Source organism: Burkholderia sp. BCC0322, from assembly GCF_902833045.1.
In the GTDB taxonomy this organism is placed as follows: domain Bacteria; phylum Pseudomonadota; class Gammaproteobacteria; order Burkholderiales; family Burkholderiaceae; genus Burkholderia.
The window spans coordinates 124,395-141,143 of record NZ_CADFDU010000004.1; the positions used below are offsets into that span (position 1 = coordinate 124,395).

The following is a 16,749-nucleotide window of genomic DNA, read 5'->3' on the forward strand; positions in this document are numbered from 1 at the left end:
GCGACGCGGGACGTGCTGTCGAGCGTCAGTGACATAACGCCATACCGTCGCACAACACGCCCGTGCGCGGCGTGACGCGCGCCTACGAACCACACGGTCGCGCATCAACGCAAAACGGGCGGCTTTCCGCCGCCCGCTTCTCCATCTGCCATGCACGATCCGCAACAGGCTTTCGGCTTTCGGCTTTCGGCTTTCGGTTTTCGGCTTTCGGCTTTCGGCTTTCGGCTTTCGGCTTTCGGCTTTCGGCTTTCGGCTTTCGGCTTTCGGCTTTCGGCTTTCGGCTTTCGGCTTCGGCTTCGGCTTCGGCTTCCGGCTATCGACCCACTCCGCGTTACGCAGCCATCCACGCCGGCAACCGCCCGCCGACCCAGTCAGCCGCCTGCTCGTAGCCGCGCGCGAGCTGCAACACGGCGAGATCGGCACGCGGACGCCCGATCAGTTGCATCCCCATCGGCAGCCCCGCGTCGTTGAAGCCGACCGGCACGCTGATCACCGGGCAGCCGGCCAGCGTCCACGGCACGACCGTTTCCATCCAGCGGTGGTAGGTATCCATCGGGCGGCCCGCGATCTCCTTCGGCCAGCGCTGCTCGACGTCGAACGGAAACACCTGCGCGGTCGGCGCCGCGATGAAGTCGTAACGGTCGAAGAAGCTCAGCACGGCCTGGTGCCACGCGGTGCGCTCGACGCTCGCGTCGAACACGGCCGCGCCCTGCATCGCGAGCAGCCCTTCGACCTCGTAGATCGCCTCGGGCTTGAGCAGCGCGCGCCGCGCCGGATCGCGATAGTGCGCAAGCAGCCCGCCGCCGGACAGCAGGTGCCGGTGCGTGAGCCACAGGCGCCAGATCCGGTCGGGCGCGAACGCCGGCAGCGCGGCATCGACGTCGCAGCCGATCTCGCGCAGCGTCGCCAGCCCTCGCTCGCACAGCGCGAGCACACCGGCCTCGGTCGCGAGATAGCCGCTCCAGTCGCCGACCCACGCGATGCGCTTGCCACGCAGGTCGGCGTCGAGCGGCTGCGCGAACACGGCCGGATCTTCCGCGAGCGACAGCGGATCGTTGCGGTCGTAGCCGGCCTGGATCGCGAGCAGCTGTGCGACGTCGCCGACCGTACGGCCCATCGGCCCTTCGATGCCGAGCTGCTGCACGAACACGTCGACGCCCGGCCAGCGCGGCACGCGGCCCTGCGACGGGCGGAAGCCGTAGATGTTGCAGAACGCGGCCGGATTGCGCAGCGAACCGCCGAAATCGCTGCCGTCCGCCACCGGCAGCATCCGCGACGCAAGCGCCGCCGCCGTGCCGCCGCTGCTGCCGCCCGCGCTCTTCGTCAGATCGTACGGGTTGCGCGTCGCGCCGTAGACCTCGTTGAACGTGTGCGAGCCGAGCCCGAATTCGGGCGTGTTGGTCTTGCCGATGAAGATCGCGCCGGCCGCGCGCATCCGTGCGACGCCCACGGAATCGGCCTGCGGCACGTTCTCGCGGAAGATCGGCGAGCCGTAGGTCGTCCGCAACCCCTTCGTCATCGCCAGATCCTTCGGCGCCTGCGGCATCCCGTGCATCCAGCCGTGGTACTCGCCGCGCGCCAGCGCGGCATCCTTTTCCTCGGCTTCGGCAAGCAGCGCGTCGCGATCGCGCAGCGCGACGATCGCGTTGACCGCGCCGTTCACGCGCTCGACGTGATCGAGATACGCGCGCATCGTCTCGACGCACGACACGGCCCTGCTGCGGATCGCCGCCGCGAGCTCGCCCGCCGACAGGCTCACGATCGGGTCGACGGGGATGGAAGCGGGAGCAAGAAGCTGCGGGGCGCCGTACGGCATGCGGAGTCTCCTGGAATCGGAAGGGAATGGCGGGCCGCATGGCGGCGGTCGCTCCCGAACCGGCCGGGAGCGGCCGCGCCGCGGCCGATGCACTACTCTACGCGACGCCGGATCGGCGACCTCCGATATTTTCCGCCGCGATTCATTGCGGTTCCGACTGAATCGGGGCGGCGGGCCACGCTTCGCGCGCGCCGCCCCGGCCGATGAAATCGTTTATGCGCATAAACTTAAATTTCTTATATTTCTATTAGGTGCGGCACGAGACGGCACGCGTTAACGACATTTTTACGCGGTCACCCGTTCTCTTTAGATCGTTCGGCCCGGCGGCGCGCTACGCTGGAATCATCTCGTTTCCTTGGACAACGTTCATGCTCAAGCTGCTGGTTCCGGTCGGCCACTCTCCCCGCTCGCTTCAGGCGGTTCGCCATGCGACCTTCCTGTATCGCGAACGGTGCGCATCGGAGATCGTGCTGATCAACGTTCAGGCGCCGCTCGAATCGACGCGGCTCGAGGCCTACCATCCGCTGTCGCGGCTGCGTTCGATCGAGGAGAAGTTCGCGTCGGACGATCTGGCCATGGCCGAACGGATCCTGCAGGACGCCGGCGTCAAGTACAGCGTCGTGATGAAGGTGGGCCCGGTGGCCGATACGATCGCGTCCGTCGCGGCAGAAACGGGATGTGACGAGATCGTGGTCGTCGCACCGAGGCACGATCCGCTGCATGCACTGATGTCGGTGTTCCGCCGCAGCGTGATGAACCGGCTGGTGCGGATTTCGAATGTGCCGGTCACGGCCGTGCAATGACGGGGATGACGCGCGGCGGCGCGTCGAGGGCGCGTACGCTGACGGACGCCGGGTTTGCAACGAGCGGTGCGCTTGTGCGCGCTGCCGCTCACACCTGCACCGGCGTTGACCCGGCGCTTACTTGATGACCTTGCGCCAGAACACGAAATAGGCGGCTGCCGAAGACGCAACAAGCAGGATGGCCCACATCGGGGCGAGGCTGATCAGGACGGAAGAGACGTTAAGCATTTGGATTCCTCACTAATTCGATAGCGATGTTCAGCACGTGCCTGCTTGCCGGAACCGATGCATGCCTCCGCGATCGCGCCCCGTCAAATCATGCGTTCATGCTATCGCCTCGAACGGCTGCGCGACCGCCCCCTCCCGTCCGTACCCTGACATTCGTCAAACTCCCGTGAATCGCGCGCCTGTCGCGCAGAAAACCGTCGCGCGAATGCGTCGCCGCCCGCCCGGTTTCGTCTGCCAGGCACCCTGAAGCCGCGCCTTCCTTCGTCCCAAAATCCACGAAAAACGGGACAGGATCACCTGGCGCCCGCGATTTCAGCAGACGTTTACCGGGGGAACCCCCAAGTGCTTCGTCAGACGGGTCCGCGTTACGCTTGGGCAACGAGGAGACGAACCATGAGACGAGCCGTACATATCGCTGTTTTCGCACTGCTGGCCTATCTCATTGGCGATCGCGCGATCCTGCATGCGCAGGGCCGCGACACCAGCCCACTCGCGTGCGAACAGGGCGCCGCGCAAGTGAAGGTCGACGCGCTCGGCCGCGGCTTCGGCGAAGCCGCTGCCAGCAGCCAGAGCGAGGCCTTCATGTCGGGCTGCCTGGTGACGGGGCGCGGCAACCAGGATGTCGCGCTGGCAAGCCGCTGACGGGTGTCCGTCGACGCTCCGGTCGCGACCGGGTCACGACGGCCGAACCGGAGCCGCGCACGCCAACATCCATTCCCGCTGCTCACGGTCATTTTCTCGATCGATGTCGCGACGGATGTCACGGCCCGGATGCCGTTCACGCTGAACGTCTGCTCGCGGTCCGACTCGTCGCGGGGAAGACGCATCGACAGCTGCGCGACCAGGCCGTCCTTCCGGTAATCGCCAAACCAGTCGACTAATCGGCCGATGTAGCATCGTGTCGCCGACGATCTCGTATGCGTAGTGGCCGGGCCCGTCACTCGAGTATTCGCTGCGATCGTCGCCGTGCACCGACGGCGGAATCGGACACAGCGGCGTGCCGGAGCCCGCAGCGCGCGCGGTGCTGTCGCTCACGTCTTGCAGCGCCTTTTCGAGCGGCGCATGCAGCCGCCGCGACCGGCGACAGCCTGTTCGATTTCCGCTACAGTGGCTTGCCCGGCATCCGGCCGACGCACCGAAACCCTGCTTCATCTGCAACGACACCCCATCCAGAGATGAGCCATCCGCACACCGAGTTGATCCAGCGCTTCTACACGGCGTTCCAGCAGCGCGACATCGACCGGATGCTCGCCTGCTATGCCGATGACGTCGTGTTCTTCGACCCCGCGTTCGGCGAGCTGCGCGGCGACCTCGCACGCGACATGTGGCGCATGCTGGTCGCGCGTGCACAGGACTTTTCATTGACGTTCGGCGACGTCGACGCGGATCAACAGACCGGGCGCGCCAAGTGGATCGCGCAATACCGGTTCACCGCGACCAACCGCATGGTGGTCAACCGGATCGATGCGCGGTTCCGGTTTCGCGACGGACTCATCGTCGAACATCGCGACAGCTTCGACCTGTGGCGCTGGTCGCGCCAGGCGCTGGGACTGAAAGGCGCCCTGCTGGGCTGGACCCCTTTCGTGCAACGGGCAATCCGCGCGCAGGCGCGGAAGAATCTCGACGCGTATCGCGCGAAACGGAAATAGCACTCACCGGCATGGCTTCATCGTCGCGTCGATCAGGTCGCAAGCCATGTCGGGCAGCACACCGTCCGGATGCTTGAGACCGTACCGGCGATACCCGCTTTCGTCGGCTTCGGGATGCGGGCCGACGCGCTCCTTGCCCTAGCGATCGGTCGCGGCCGCATGAACCAGCGACGATGCGACGAGCGACAACACCACGAAAATTGATTCCCTGGAGCACATGTTCTCGATCGACGGGATTTAAGGGCTCGCGGTCGTTCGGGACGGAGCGACCGGTGCGCGCCGGTGCTCACCCCGATTTCTGAAACCTGATTGAAATCCGCGTGAAATAGAGCACAGGCGCGCGAAAGCGGCCTGTGCGTAACGTTTCTTGCGTGCTTGCGCAGACGAATGCGCCGCCGGCAACCTGACTCCCGGCACCTCGTTACCGGCAGCGCACGTCGCCGGTCGCGGCCTCGAACGATACGCGTCAGTTCGCATGACGGCAGTCCAAGCCGACAACGGAGGCGCCTGATGCGGACGGACGATCCCGGAGCACATCGGGCCCACCGCCCCGCCGCTCTCCGCACCTTCCGGCGGCAGCCGGGTACCCCGCAACACCTCGCCCGCACGCACCCCCACCCGCGCCAGCGCTACACGCCCGAACCGACCGACTCCACCGCACCACCATGCTTTCCCGCGCCCCAACCGCAACTCTTATATAAGACATAAGACATTTGACGTTAAAGCGCATTGAGATTAGAATTCCGCTGCAAAGCAGTGTCTGGAACAGCCCCGGAGTGCCGGCAAGGCCTTCCCCTCAAACGCAATATCAGCAGGTCTCCCCATGCTTGAAAACTTTCGTGCTCACGTGGCCGCCCGCGCCGCGCTCGGTATTCCTCCCCTGCCGCTGACGGCTCAGCAGACCGCCGAACTGGTCGAATTGCTGACCAACCCGCCCGCCGGCGAAGAGCAGACGCTGGTCGACCTGATCACCCATCGCGTGCCTGCCGGCGTCGACGAAGCCGCCCGCGTGAAGGCCGGCTTCCTGGCCGCCGTGGCCAAGGGCGAGACCGCCTGCCCGCTGATCTCGCGCGAACGCGCGACCGAGCTGCTCGGCACGATGCTGGGCGGCTACAACATCCAGCCGCTGATCGAGCTGCTGTCCGATGAAGCCGTCGCTGCCGTGGCCGCCGACGCACTGAAGAAAACCCTGCTGATGTTCGACCAGTTCCATGACGTCAAGGAACTCGCCGACCAGGGCAACGTGCACGCGAAGGCCGTGCTGCAAAGCTGGGCCGACGCCGAATGGTTCACGAGCCGTCCGGAAGTGCCGCAAAGCCTGACCATCACCGTCTTCAAGGTGACGGGCGAAACCAACACCGACGACCTGTCGCCGGCCCCGGACGCGACCACCCGCCCGGACATCCCGATGCACGCGCTGGCGATGCTGAAGAACGCGCGCCCGGGCATCACGCCGGAAGAAGACGGCAAGCGCGGCCCGGTCAAGTTCATCGAATCGCTGAAGGAAAAGGGTCATCTGGTCGCTTACGTGGGCGACGTGGTCGGCACCGGCTCCTCGCGCAAGTCGGCCACCAACTCGGTGCTGTGGTTCACGGGCGAAGACATCCCGTTCGTCCCGAACAAGCGCTTCGGCGGCGTGTGCCTCGGCGGCAAGATCGCCCCGATCTTCTACAACACGATGGAAGACGCCGGCGCGCTGCCGATCGAGCTCGACGTGTCGCAGATGGAAATGGGCGACGTGGTCGAACTGCGCCCGTACGAAGGCAAGGCGCTGAAGGACGGCAACGTGATCGCCGAATTCCAGGTCAAGTCCGACGTGCTGTTCGACGAAGTGCGCGCCGGCGGCCGCATTCCGCTGATCATCGGCCGCGGCCTGACCGCGAAGGCGCGCGAAGCGCTGGGCCTCGCGCCGTCGACGCTGTTCCGCCTGCCGCACCAGCCGGCCGACAGCGGCAAGGGCTTCTCGCTCGCGCAGAAGATGGTCGGCCGCGCATGCGGTTTGCCGGAAGGCCAGGGCGTCCGCCCGGGCACGTACTGCGAACCGAAGATGACCTCGGTCGGCTCGCAGGACACCACGGGCCCGATGACCCGCGACGAACTGAAGGATCTCGCGTGCCTCGGCTTCTCGGCCGACCTCGTGATGCAGTCGTTCTGCCACACCGCCGCGTATCCGAAGCCGGTCGACGTGAAAACGCACCAGACGCTGCCGAACTTCATCAGCACGCGTGGCGGCATCGCGCTGCGCCCGGGCGACGGCGTGATCCACTCGTGGCTGAACCGCATGCTGCTGCCCGACACCGTCGGCACCGGCGGCGATTCGCACACGCGCTTCCCGATCGGCATCAGCTTCCCGGCAGGCTCGGGCCTGGTCGCGTTCGCGGCCGCCACCGGCACGATGCCGCTGGACATGCCGGAATCGGTGCTGGTCCGCTTCAAGGGCAAGATGCAGCCGGGCGTCACGCTGCGTGACCTCGTCAACGCGATCCCGCTGTACGCGATCAAGCAAGGCATGCTGACGGTCGCCAAGCAAGGCAAGAAGAACATCTTCTCGGGCCGCATCCTCGAAATCGAAGGCCTGCCCGACCTGAAGGTCGAGCAAGCGTTCGAGCTGTCGGATGCGTCGGCCGAGCGTTCGGCCGCCGGTTGCACGGTGCACCTGAACAAGGAACCGATCATCGAATACCTGAACAGCAACGTCACGCTGCTGAAGTGGATGATCGCGCAGGGCTACCAGGATCCGCGCAGCCTGCAGCGCCGTATCGCGGCGATGGAGCAGTGGCTGGCCGACCCGCAACTGCTGTCGCCGGATGCCGACGCCGAGTACGCGGCCGTCATCGAGATCGACCTCGCCGACATCCACGAGCCGATCGTCGCCTGCCCGAACGACCCGGACGACGTGAAGACGCTGTCCGACGTCGCCGGCGCGAAGATCGACGAAGTGTTCATCGGCTCGTGCATGACCAACATCGGTCACTTCCGCGCCGCATCGAAGCTGCTCGAAGGCAAGCGCGACATCCCGGTCAAGCTGTGGGTCGCGCCGCCGACCAAGATGGACCAGAAGCAGCTGACCGAAGAAGGCCACTACGGCGTGTTCGGCACGGCTGGCGCGCGCACCGAAATGCCGGGCTGCTCGCTGTGCATGGGTAACCAGGCTCAGGTACGCGAAGGCGCAACGGTCATGTCGACGTCGACCCGTAACTTCCCGAACCGTCTCGGCAAGAACACGAACGTGTATCTCGGCTCGGCGGAACTGGCGGCGATCTGCTCGCGTCTGGGCAAGATCCCGACCAAGGAAGAGTACATGGCCGACATGGGCGTGCTCAACGCGAACGGCGACAAGATCTACAAGTACATGAACTTCGACCAGATCGAAGACTTCAAGGAAGTGGCCGACACCGTGCAGGTGTAAGCACGCAGTCGGGCTGCGACGGGTGGTCGACGTCGCAGCGCCACCGCGAAAAGGCGCCGCAGGCTGAAAGGCCTGCGGCGCCTTTTTTCATGCGGTGTCGGCGTCCGGCTCGCGCCGGATCACCAGCTCGTTGAAGCCGGTGCCCGCGTCGAGCTCGCGCGAGAAGCGATGCGCGGGCAGCAGCGCGAGCAGGATCTCGGCCGTCGTGCGCACCACGCAGCCGCTCGCCACATGGCCGCCCGTCACGCGGCCGGCCGCATCCGAGATCGACATGTGCAGGTGCGCGCCGTCCGGCGACACCGAGCCGGCCAGCGTCAGGATTTCGAGGTCGCCGCGCAGCTCGGTCGGCTGGTCGACGCCGGCGAAGCGCAATTGCGCGACGCTCAGGCTGCCGATGCCCTGGATCACGAAGGCGGCGTGCGCTTCACGCTGCTGTAGCGCTGCCTCGATGGCGCCGCGCAAATCGTCGCCGGGGGAAAGACGCAGGGGATGGGCTTGCATGGTCGAGAACCTGTGGGTCGATCGTGGTATCGACCAAGCGTACGTTCGCCCGGTGAATCCGGCAAGTCACCCGCCCGCGATGATCCCCGCGCGTCGGTGTCTTCCCGGCGTCGTTTCAACCGCTACCGTTCGACTCCGGGCCACCTGCGCATACGGGCCCGTGCGACATGGTTTTGCACCGGCCGCAGCGCATCGGCTTTGTTTTCCGTAGGGAACGCATATGCGTCCGTCTGAAAACCGACCCTGACGTATGCAAGAATCAGTTCCTCGAGGAAACCCCTGCCTTATCGCCCCCTTTTCATCGAACGCCCCGACGAATGCCCAAATGCCAGAATACGTATGAGCGGTTCCACACGCCGAGCGACGAGATTGCCGCGCGGGAAATCGCGGCGATGAGCGATGAGGAGCGTGCGCGCGCCAAGTCGGCGGGGAGCGTGCATGTCCGAAACTGGCTCGCCATTCTGGCGTTGCCGGTCGTATTCGGGCCTGTGATCCCGGTGCTCACGTATTTGCTGGGCATACTTGCATACCGCGGAATGGTCGATCCGGCCTTTGATATGGATCGCGCGGTTGACGGAACAGTCGTCACCCTCATATGGGTCACGGCGCTCTTCATCGCAGTGTGGATCGGCCTGAACTGGTGCGTCGCGACGTACGGTACCCGACAGCGGTACTGGCGAGAAATGCCGTCCAACGGGCATGTCGAACTGGAGCGCCATACGCTATGTTCAGCCATCGTCGTGTGGTCGGACGACTACGATCCGGAGCCCCTCTACGTCGAGGAATGGATCGACGGCAAGCTCAGATCCAGCAAGGCCCGAGTGAGACAGTGGATCCTGGCCCGAACGTCCGTCGGTCATTGGCTGGTGCTGGCTGATCTGATTGCGGCTGACAATTGGTACAGGCCGCCAACGTTCCCCTTGGAGACGAAATGGTTGATCCCGAGGCGAGAATTGGCAATCGCATTTGCGCCGCGCACCCATATCCGCATCGGATTGAGATGGAGTGGACCGGCCGCGCCATTGACCGTGACGTCCTGTCTGCTGTCTCACGCCGAATGCGAACGCCTGACTGCGGCGGCTCACCTCTTTGCTTTTTTTTCGCCGGCCCAATATGGCGTCGTCGATCCCTCCGATGCAGACTGGGTCGGGGAACTCGCCGCCAGGGCCCTGGAGCGTGAAATGCCTGTCGACGTGGTGGCCGGGCGGGCGTTGACGTAATCATCGTGGGTCGTTTCAACAGCGACTGCGGCCGCCACCGCGCGAAGGCGCCCGGCGAACAGCCGGAACAGTACGTCACTTGGCGGCGACTGCATAATGACGGGGTTCAGCTCGAGATCTTGTGCACTGTCTTCCCCGGCGCAAGCCGCCCCAATCCGAATTCCCTTTGATGACACCGATTCCGAACCGACGATCCCGCCTGCGCGGCGGCCTGCTTGGCCTGCTGATCGGCGACGCGCTCGGCGTGCCGTACGAATTCCACGGCGCCGCTTCCATTCCGCCGCCTGCCGGGATCGACATGATCCCGCCGCCGGGCTTCGCTCGCGCGCACGACGGCGTACCGCCCGGCACCTGGAGCGACGACGGTGCGCAGGCGCTCGCGCTGCTCGACGCACTGCTGCGCGAGCACGACCTGAATCTCGATACGTTCGCCGGCAACCTGCTGAACTGGTTCAATCGCGGCGCATTCACGCCGGACGGCCGCGTATTCGACGTCGGCCTGCAGACTCAACGCGCGTTCCATGCGCTGGCGGCCGGCGCCGCGCCCGCAGCGGCCGGCCCCCGCGACGAGCGCGACAACGGCAACGGCTCGCTGATGCGCTGCTTCCCCGTCGTGATGGTCGCCGCGTCACGCGACGACGCGATCCGGCTCGCGCACAAGCAGAGCATCGTCACGCATGGCCACGTGCGTTCGCAGCTTTGCTGCGCGCTCTATTGCCTGACGGCGCTGAGGATCGTCGACGGCCAGCCCGCGCCCGACGCGGTGCGCGCGGCAGAGGACGAACTGCTCGCGCACTACGAAGGCACGGCCGACGAAATCGAACTGAAGATCGTGCTCGACGGCCGCTTCGACGCTCCGCAAGGATCGGGTTATGTGGTCGACAGTTTCTGGTCGGCGATCCATTGCCTTCTGTCGACGGGCAGCTACGAGGACTGCGTGAAGCGCGCGATCGCGCTCGGCAACGACACTGATACGACCGCGGCCATCGCCGGCGGCCTCGCCGGCGCGCAGTACGGCGAACAGGCGTTGCCCGATCGATGGGTTACAATGTTGCGCGGAAAAGAGATGGTCGAGGGCTGGCTCGCGAAGTTATGAATACGACCTCATCGGCCGGCCGCCGAGTCGAACCTGGCGGGCCGAACCCGATTGCCTCGCGTCGTTGCATCAACGCGTACGCGATCGTTCCTGCCGCGAAATGATCCGCTGCTGCCGCAGCAGCATCAGCGCCGGTCGCTCGCCAGCAACCCGTACAGCGCGCTGTCCGACACTTCGTCACCGACGATCCAGCGTTCGCGCAGCAGCCCTTCCCGCACGAAGCCCAGCCGTTCGAGCAGCCCCGCAGACGCGACGTTGCGCGGATCGAGATCGGCTTCGAGCCGGTTCAGCCGCAGCGTGCCGAATGCGTGATCGATCATGGCCGATGCCGCCTCGCGCATGTATCCGCCACGCCAGCACTTACGCCGCAGGCTGAAGCCGATCTCGGCGCGCCGGCATTGCTCGTTCGCATGGAACAGCACGCATTCGCCGAGCGCCTCGCCGGTTTCCCGCGATTCGAGCACGCAGATCAGGTCCTGCCCGCTCGCGGACGTCTTCACGTTGCGCGCGACGCGCTCGATCGCCTGGTCGATATGCGTCATCGGCGAGAACGAGAAATAGCGCATCGCTTCCGCATCCGACCAGATCTCGAAGAAGGCACGCGCATCCGCTTCGCGTAGCGGCCGCAGGACGAGGCGGGAAGTATGCAGCGTGACAGGTTCGAACAGGGGCATGGCGACAGTCGGTCGAAAAACGGGATCGTGAATTAGAACATGCAGGCCGAAAGTCGGCTATGTCACGCATTCGAACGATCCGTCGCGCCTCTCCGCAACAACCGGATCGCCGCCAAACAACAAGGCCCGGACATCGCCCGGGCCTCTCCACCTCATCCGATACCGCCGGCCGGCCGCGCTTACGCTTCGAGCGCTTCGAGCACCTTCCCCTTCGTCTCGATCCCGACGAAGTGCACGGTCACGGCTGCGATCAGCGGCACGATGCCGATCAGGTAGAACGCCGGCGCGAGGTTGCCGCCGATGATCGCGTGCGGCACCACCATCGGCGCGACGAACGACGCGATCTTCAGCCATGCGCTGCCGAGCCCGCAGCCCGACGCGCGGATGCTCGTCGGATACTGCTCCGGCGTATAGACGTACGCGGTAATGAATCCCGACGCCATCAAGCCGAGCGACAGCGAGCAGAAGATCGACACGACATACACCGACGACGCGTGATAGAAGCCCGCGAACGCCAGCGACAGTGCGCACAGCACGAACGACCACACGATCACCGGCTTGCGGCCGAGCTTGTCGACCAGCAGCGCCGACGCCAGCGACCCGAGCACGCCCATCACCGAGCCGATCACCGCGAGGTTCAGCGCGAGCTGCAGCGGTGCGTGATAGAAGTTCTTGTAGATCGTCGGCAGCCATGTCGACAGCCCGTACTGGATGAACCCGCAGGTCGCCCACAACGTCGCCACCGCGAGCGTGCGCTTGCGATACGCGGCGCTGAACAGGTCGCTCATCTTGCGCTTCGGATGCTGGCGCACCATCTCGTCGAACGCGGCCACCTGCGTGACCGGCGGCAGCTCGCCACGCACCGACGCCTCGAACACGCCGACCGCTCGCCCGGCTTCCGGGAGCCGCCCGCGCGACGCGAGCCAGCGCGGCGATTCCGGCACGAGGCGCGTGAGCACGAGCGACAGGATCAGCGGCAGCCCGCCGACGAAGTACATGATTTCCCAGCCGAAGCGCGGCACGAGCCACGCACCGAGCGCCATCGACACGAGCAGGCCGATCGGGAACACGATCTCGTACAGCAGCACGAAGCGGCCGCGGCCATGCGCGCGCGTGATCTCGTTGATGTACGTCGCGGCCACCGGCAGCTCGCCGCCCAGGCCCAGGCCCTGCAAAATCCGCAGCAGCACGAAGATCTCGAACGTCGGCGCGAAGCCGCACGCGATGCTCGTGATGCCGATCACGGCGGAGCTCCACGCGATCGCCTTCACGCGGCCGTGCTTCTCCGCCAGCGCGGGAAACAGGAAGGCGCCGATCAGCTGGCCGATCGCGCCGGATGCGATCAGCATGCCGATCTGCGTCGGCGACAGCCCCCATTTGTGAATCAGCAGCGGCAGCGTCGCGGCGATCGTGATCACGTCGAAGCCGTCGAAGAACGTCGCGGCGCCGATCAGCACGCGCGCGCGGATCTGCATCGCGTTGGCGGGAAGCCGCTCGAGCCGCGCGATGATCGCGCCGGGCGTGGAGGCGGCAGCTTCCATCGTGGCGCGACCGGCCACGACGTTGTCGAAAGTGCTCATGCGGGGAGTCTCCTGTGTCTCGTCGCCCGGTCAGGCCAGAGTCTTGCTCGTGTCTGCCAGCGCTTCCGTATCCACTGCCCGGCCCTGGTTCATCCACTTGCGCGCGAGCTTCAGCTCGCGTGCGTTGTTGATGGCGACGACACCTCTCACATGTCCTTCGCCCACGAAAAACAGCGTCGCGCGGCGCGCGGCAAGCTCGCCGCGCACGACGAGCTGCGCATCGGCCGGCAGATCGCCGAGGATCTGCAGGTTCACGTCGTACTGATCGGACCAGAACCACGGAATCTCCGCGTACGGCGCGCGCACGCCGAGCACGGCCTTCGCGGCCGCGATCGCCTGGTTCTGCGCGTTGGCCCACGATTCGAGCCGCACGCGCCGCTTCAGCCAGCCGTTGTGATGGTTCGCGACGTCGCCGCACGCGAAGATCGCCGGGTCGCTCGTCGCGCCGAATTCGTCGACGACGATGCCGTCGTCGACGGCCAGCCCCGCATCGCTCGCGAGCGACGCGTTCAGCGCGAGGCCGATGCCGGCCACCGCGAAATCGGCGTCGATCGTCGTACCGTCGGCGAGCGTCGCGCGGACCTTCGACGCGTCGCCCGGCTGCGCGTCGAGCGATGCGAGCGCCGCGCCGAGGCGGACGTCGACGCCGTTCGCGCGATGCAGGTCGAGCAGGAAATCCGACACGATCTGCGGCACTGAACGGCCGCACAGCCGCGGCGCGCCTTCGACCACCACCGCTTCGACGCCGAGCTTGCGCGCGGTCGCCGCGACTTCGAGGCCGATCCAGCCGCCGCCGATCACGAGCACACGCCGGCTCGCACGCAGCTTCTCGCCGAGCGCGGCCGCTTCGTCGAGCGTGCGCAGGTAATGCAGGCCCGGCGTCCTGACGATCGAATCCGGCAGACGGCGTGACGTGCCGCCCGTCGCGATCACGAGGCGGTCGTATTCGATCTCGCGCCCGCTTTCGGTCTTCACGACGCGGCACGCACGGTCGATCGATGCCGCGCGTTCCGGCTGCCATGCTTCGACGTTCAGCGCGTCGAATTCGTCGGGTCGCACGACACGCACGGTTTCGATGTCGGCGTCGCCGGCCAGCACGGCCTTCGACAGCGGCGGACGCTCGTACGGCAAATGCGGTTCGTCCGCGATCATCACGAGACGGCCGGCAAAGCCTTCCGCGCGCAGCGTCTTCAGCACCCAGCCGGCGGCCTGGCCGCCGCCGATCACGACGACCGTGCCGGGCGCGGCCTGCTCCCGCGAGTTCTCGTCGCTCATGATTTGCGCTCCGTCATGAACTTGCCTTCCGGCGCCTTCGCGCTCTTCTGCCGGCGCGTATGGCCGTCGAGGCCGCCGTCGACGGCCCATTCGGCGAACACGGTCGGGCCCGGCTCGAATTCGCGCGGCTGCCACTCGGGCGTCAGCACGTCTTCGTCCGCGTAGTACTCGATCAGGCCGCCGGCCGGGTTCTGGAAGTACCAGAAGTACGCGGACGACACCGGGTGACGGCCCGGGCCGAGTTGCGTTTCCCAGCCGCAGCGGTCGATGTGCAGGCCGCCGCCGAACACTTCGTGGATATCGCGCACGGTGAACGCGACGTGGTTCAGGCCGCGTTTGCCGTTCGGCAGCGCGAGCAGGAACAGGTCGTGGTGGCCGCCGTGCGGCGCGCAGCGCATGAACGCGCCGCGGCCCGGGTAACGATCCGACGTCTCGAAGCCCAGCAGCTCGTGATAGAACTTTTCCTGCGCATCGAGGCAGTTCGTGAAGAACACGACATGCCCGACCTCGACCGGCTCCGCGCGCGGGTAGATCGGGCTCGGCTGGTCGACGCGCAGCGTCCGGCCCCACACGTTCGACGGCGAGCCGGTGATGTCGAGTTCGCGCTTGCGCGTGACTTCGACACGGATCGCCATCCCGTTCGGGTCGATGCAGCCGATCGCGTCATCCTGCGCGTAATACCCGGGCTGGCCGGCGAGCTTCGTGCGCAGCGCGTCGAGATCCTGCTGCGTCGCGACACCCCACGTGACTTCACGCAGCGTCGGGCCCGCTTCGAACGCGGGCGGCAGCGCCGGATCGTCGGCCTTCACGGCCAGCACGGTGCAACCGTTCAGCGTCTCGAAGCGCGCGCGCGTGTCGTCGTGCGCGACTTCCCTCATCCCCCAGTCGGCGAAGAAGCGCCGGCAGGTGGCGAGGTCGTCGACGCCGTACGTGATCTGCTCGATTCCCAAAATGCTCATTGCGTCATTCCCCTTCGCTCAGTTCGCCCACGGCAGCGGCGCGTCGTTCAAGCCCCAGTAGAGGCTCTTCTGCTGCATGTACTCGCGGATGCCGAGACGACCCTTCTCGCGCCCCATCCCGCTCTCCTTCCAGCCCGAGAACGGCGTGGAAATCGAAAACAGCTTGTACGTGTTGATCCAGACGGTGCCCGTCTCCAGCGCACGCGCGATGCGCCACGCGCGCTTGTAGTCGCGCGTCCAGATGCCGGCCGCCAGGCCGAACACGCTGTCGTTCGCCTGCGCGATCAGCGACGCTTCGTCGTCGAACGGCATCGCGACGAGCACCGGGCCGAAGATTTCCTCCTGACAGATGCGCGCGCTGTTCGGCAGGCCTTCGAGTATCGTCGGCTGATAGAAGAAGCCGTGCTCGCGCCCGTCGCCCGACGGCCGCTCACCGCCGCACAGCAGGCGGCCGCCTTCCTCGAGACCGAGCGCCACGTAGCGCTCCACCGATTCGCGATGCTTCGCGGTGATCAGCGGCCCCATCTGCGTGTCGGGGCGCGTCGGGTCGCCCACGCGCAGCTTGCGTGCGCCCGCGACCAGGCGCTGCATGAATGCGTCATACACCGCGCGCTGCACGAACAGCCGCGAGCCCGCGATGCACGCTTCGCCCGACGAGCTGAAGATCCCGTACAGCACGCCGTTGACCGCGTGATCGAGATCGGCGTCTTCGCAGACGATCGTCGGCGACTTGCCGCCGAGTTCGAGCGACACCGGCATCAGCTTCTCGGCCGCGATGCGCGCGATGCCGCGGCCCACTTCGGTGCCGCCGGTGAACGACACTTTCTTCACCAGCGGATGACGCACCAGCACGTCGCCGATCACCGAGCCCTTGCCCGGCAGCACGCTCAGCACGCCCTTCGGCACGCCCGCTTCCTCGCAGATGCGAGCCAGCGCTAGCGACACGAGCGGCGTGACTTCGGCCGGCTTGAGCACCACCGCGTTGCCGCCGGCGAGCGCCGGTGCGAGCTTCTGCGCATCGGATGCGATCGGCGAATTCCACGGCGTGATCGCCGCGATCACGCCGATCGGTTCGTACACGCTCATCGTCAGGTAGTCGCCGCGCGACGGCGTCAGTTCCTCGTCGAGCGTTTCGAGGCACGCCGCGAAATAGCGAAACGTGTTCGCGGCGCTCGCCACCAGCACGCGCGTCTCGCCGATCGGCTTGCCGTTGTCGCGACGCTGCAGGTTCGCGAGCGCCTCGTGGCGCTGCATGATCAGATCGGCGATGCGGTACAGCACCTGCGCGCGCAGGTGCGGCTTCAGCCCGGCCCAGTCGGCGCGGCGCCACGCGGCGTCGGCGGCCTCGACGGCTTCGGCCGCGTCTTGCGCATTCGCGGTCGACACTTCCATGTTCAGCGACTGGTCGGCCGGATAGATGCTCGCGTAAGGCGCGCCACGGCCGCGCCGCCATTCACCGCCGATCAGGATGTTGCCGTCGGGTACGAGGCTCGTATCGAAAGGAGTCATGTCACAAGTCCCACAAATCTGTCTCTGCAC

The 16,749-nt window shown here is 66.5% G+C and carries 13 protein-coding genes; 6 read left to right on the plus strand and 7 right to left on the minus strand.

The features are described from left to right. Positions 1-331: 331 nt before the first annotated feature. Positions 332-1,816 (minus strand): amidase, encoded by a 1,485-nt coding sequence (locus HWX39_RS13770; RefSeq protein ID WP_175968627.1) that lies wholly within the window; start codon positions 1,814-1,816, stop codon positions 332-334. A 368-nt stretch (positions 1,817-2,184) separates the two neighbouring features. Here HWX39_RS13770 and HWX39_RS13775 point away from each other — a divergent pair, with 368 nt between their 5' ends. The 4 genes from HWX39_RS13775 to acnB all read left to right on the plus strand — a co-directional run bounded on the left by HWX39_RS13775 (position 2,185) and on the right by acnB (position 7,905). Beyond that, on the plus strand, positions 2,185-2,619 hold the full coding sequence (locus tag HWX39_RS13775) for a universal stress protein (protein WP_175968628.1): 435 nt from the start codon (positions 2,185-2,187) through the stop codon (positions 2,617-2,619). A 621-nt stretch (positions 2,620-3,240) separates the two neighbouring features. After that, positions 3,241-3,489, plus strand: a complete 249-nt coding sequence (locus tag HWX39_RS13780) for an adhesin (RefSeq protein WP_089447941.1) — start codon at positions 3,241-3,243, stop codon at positions 3,487-3,489. A gap of 533 nt (positions 3,490-4,022) precedes the next feature. Continuing rightward, entirely contained in the window at positions 4,023-4,496 is a 474-nt protein-coding gene (locus HWX39_RS13785; protein ID WP_175968629.1) for a nuclear transport factor 2 family protein, read from the plus strand. Between the two features lie 823 nt (positions 4,497-5,319). After that, positions 5,320-7,905 (plus strand): bifunctional aconitate hydratase 2/2-methylisocitrate dehydratase, encoded by a 2,586-nt coding sequence (gene acnB / locus HWX39_RS13790; RefSeq protein ID WP_175968630.1) that lies wholly within the window; start codon positions 5,320-5,322, stop codon positions 7,903-7,905. Positions 7,906-7,992: 87 nt separating this feature from the next. Here acnB and HWX39_RS13795 read toward each other — a convergent pair whose 3' ends face one another. Further along, a complete protein-coding gene (locus HWX39_RS13795; RefSeq protein ID WP_175968631.1) occupies positions 7,993-8,406 on the minus strand; it encodes a PPC domain-containing DNA-binding protein in 414 nt (137 codons plus the stop codon). Positions 8,407-8,723: 317 nt separating this feature from the next. On the opposite strand from HWX39_RS13795, the gene HWX39_RS13800 reads away from it, so the two are divergent. Together HWX39_RS13800 and HWX39_RS13805 are read left to right on the plus strand one after the other, a co-directional pair. Beyond that, positions 8,724-9,626 (plus strand): hypothetical protein, encoded by a 903-nt coding sequence (locus HWX39_RS13800; RefSeq protein WP_175968632.1) that lies wholly within the window; start codon positions 8,724-8,726, stop codon positions 9,624-9,626. Between the two features lie 169 nt (positions 9,627-9,795). After that, positions 9,796-10,722, plus strand: a complete 927-nt coding sequence (locus tag HWX39_RS13805; RefSeq protein WP_175968633.1) for an ADP-ribosylglycohydrolase family protein — start codon at positions 9,796-9,798, stop codon at positions 10,720-10,722. Positions 10,723-10,847: 125 nt separating this feature from the next. On the opposite strand, the gene HWX39_RS13810 is transcribed toward HWX39_RS13805, so the two are convergent. From HWX39_RS13810 to HWX39_RS13830, 5 genes are all read right to left on the minus strand, one after another. After that, on the minus strand, positions 10,848-11,396 hold the full coding sequence (locus tag HWX39_RS13810; protein WP_175968634.1) for a GNAT family N-acetyltransferase: 549 nt from the start codon (positions 11,394-11,396) through the stop codon (positions 10,848-10,850). A gap of 179 nt (positions 11,397-11,575) precedes the next feature. Continuing rightward, positions 11,576-12,976 (minus strand): MFS transporter, encoded by a 1,401-nt coding sequence (locus HWX39_RS13815; RefSeq protein ID WP_175968635.1) that lies wholly within the window; start codon positions 12,974-12,976, stop codon positions 11,576-11,578. 30 nt (positions 12,977-13,006) lie between these two features. Further along, positions 13,007-14,251, minus strand: a complete 1,245-nt coding sequence (locus tag HWX39_RS13820; RefSeq protein ID WP_175968636.1) for an FAD-dependent oxidoreductase — start codon at positions 14,249-14,251, stop codon at positions 13,007-13,009. After that, a complete protein-coding gene (locus tag HWX39_RS13825) occupies positions 14,248-15,210 on the minus strand; it encodes a VOC family protein (protein ID WP_175968637.1) in 963 nt (320 codons plus the stop codon). Before HWX39_RS13825 ends, HWX39_RS13820 begins: the two co-directional genes overlap by 4 nt. A gap of 18 nt (positions 15,211-15,228) precedes the next feature. Continuing rightward, positions 15,229-16,719, minus strand: coding sequence for an aldehyde dehydrogenase (locus HWX39_RS13830; RefSeq protein WP_175968638.1), 1,491 nt, complete (start codon positions 16,717-16,719; stop codon positions 15,229-15,231). Between the last annotated feature and the right edge of the window lie 30 nt (positions 16,720-16,749).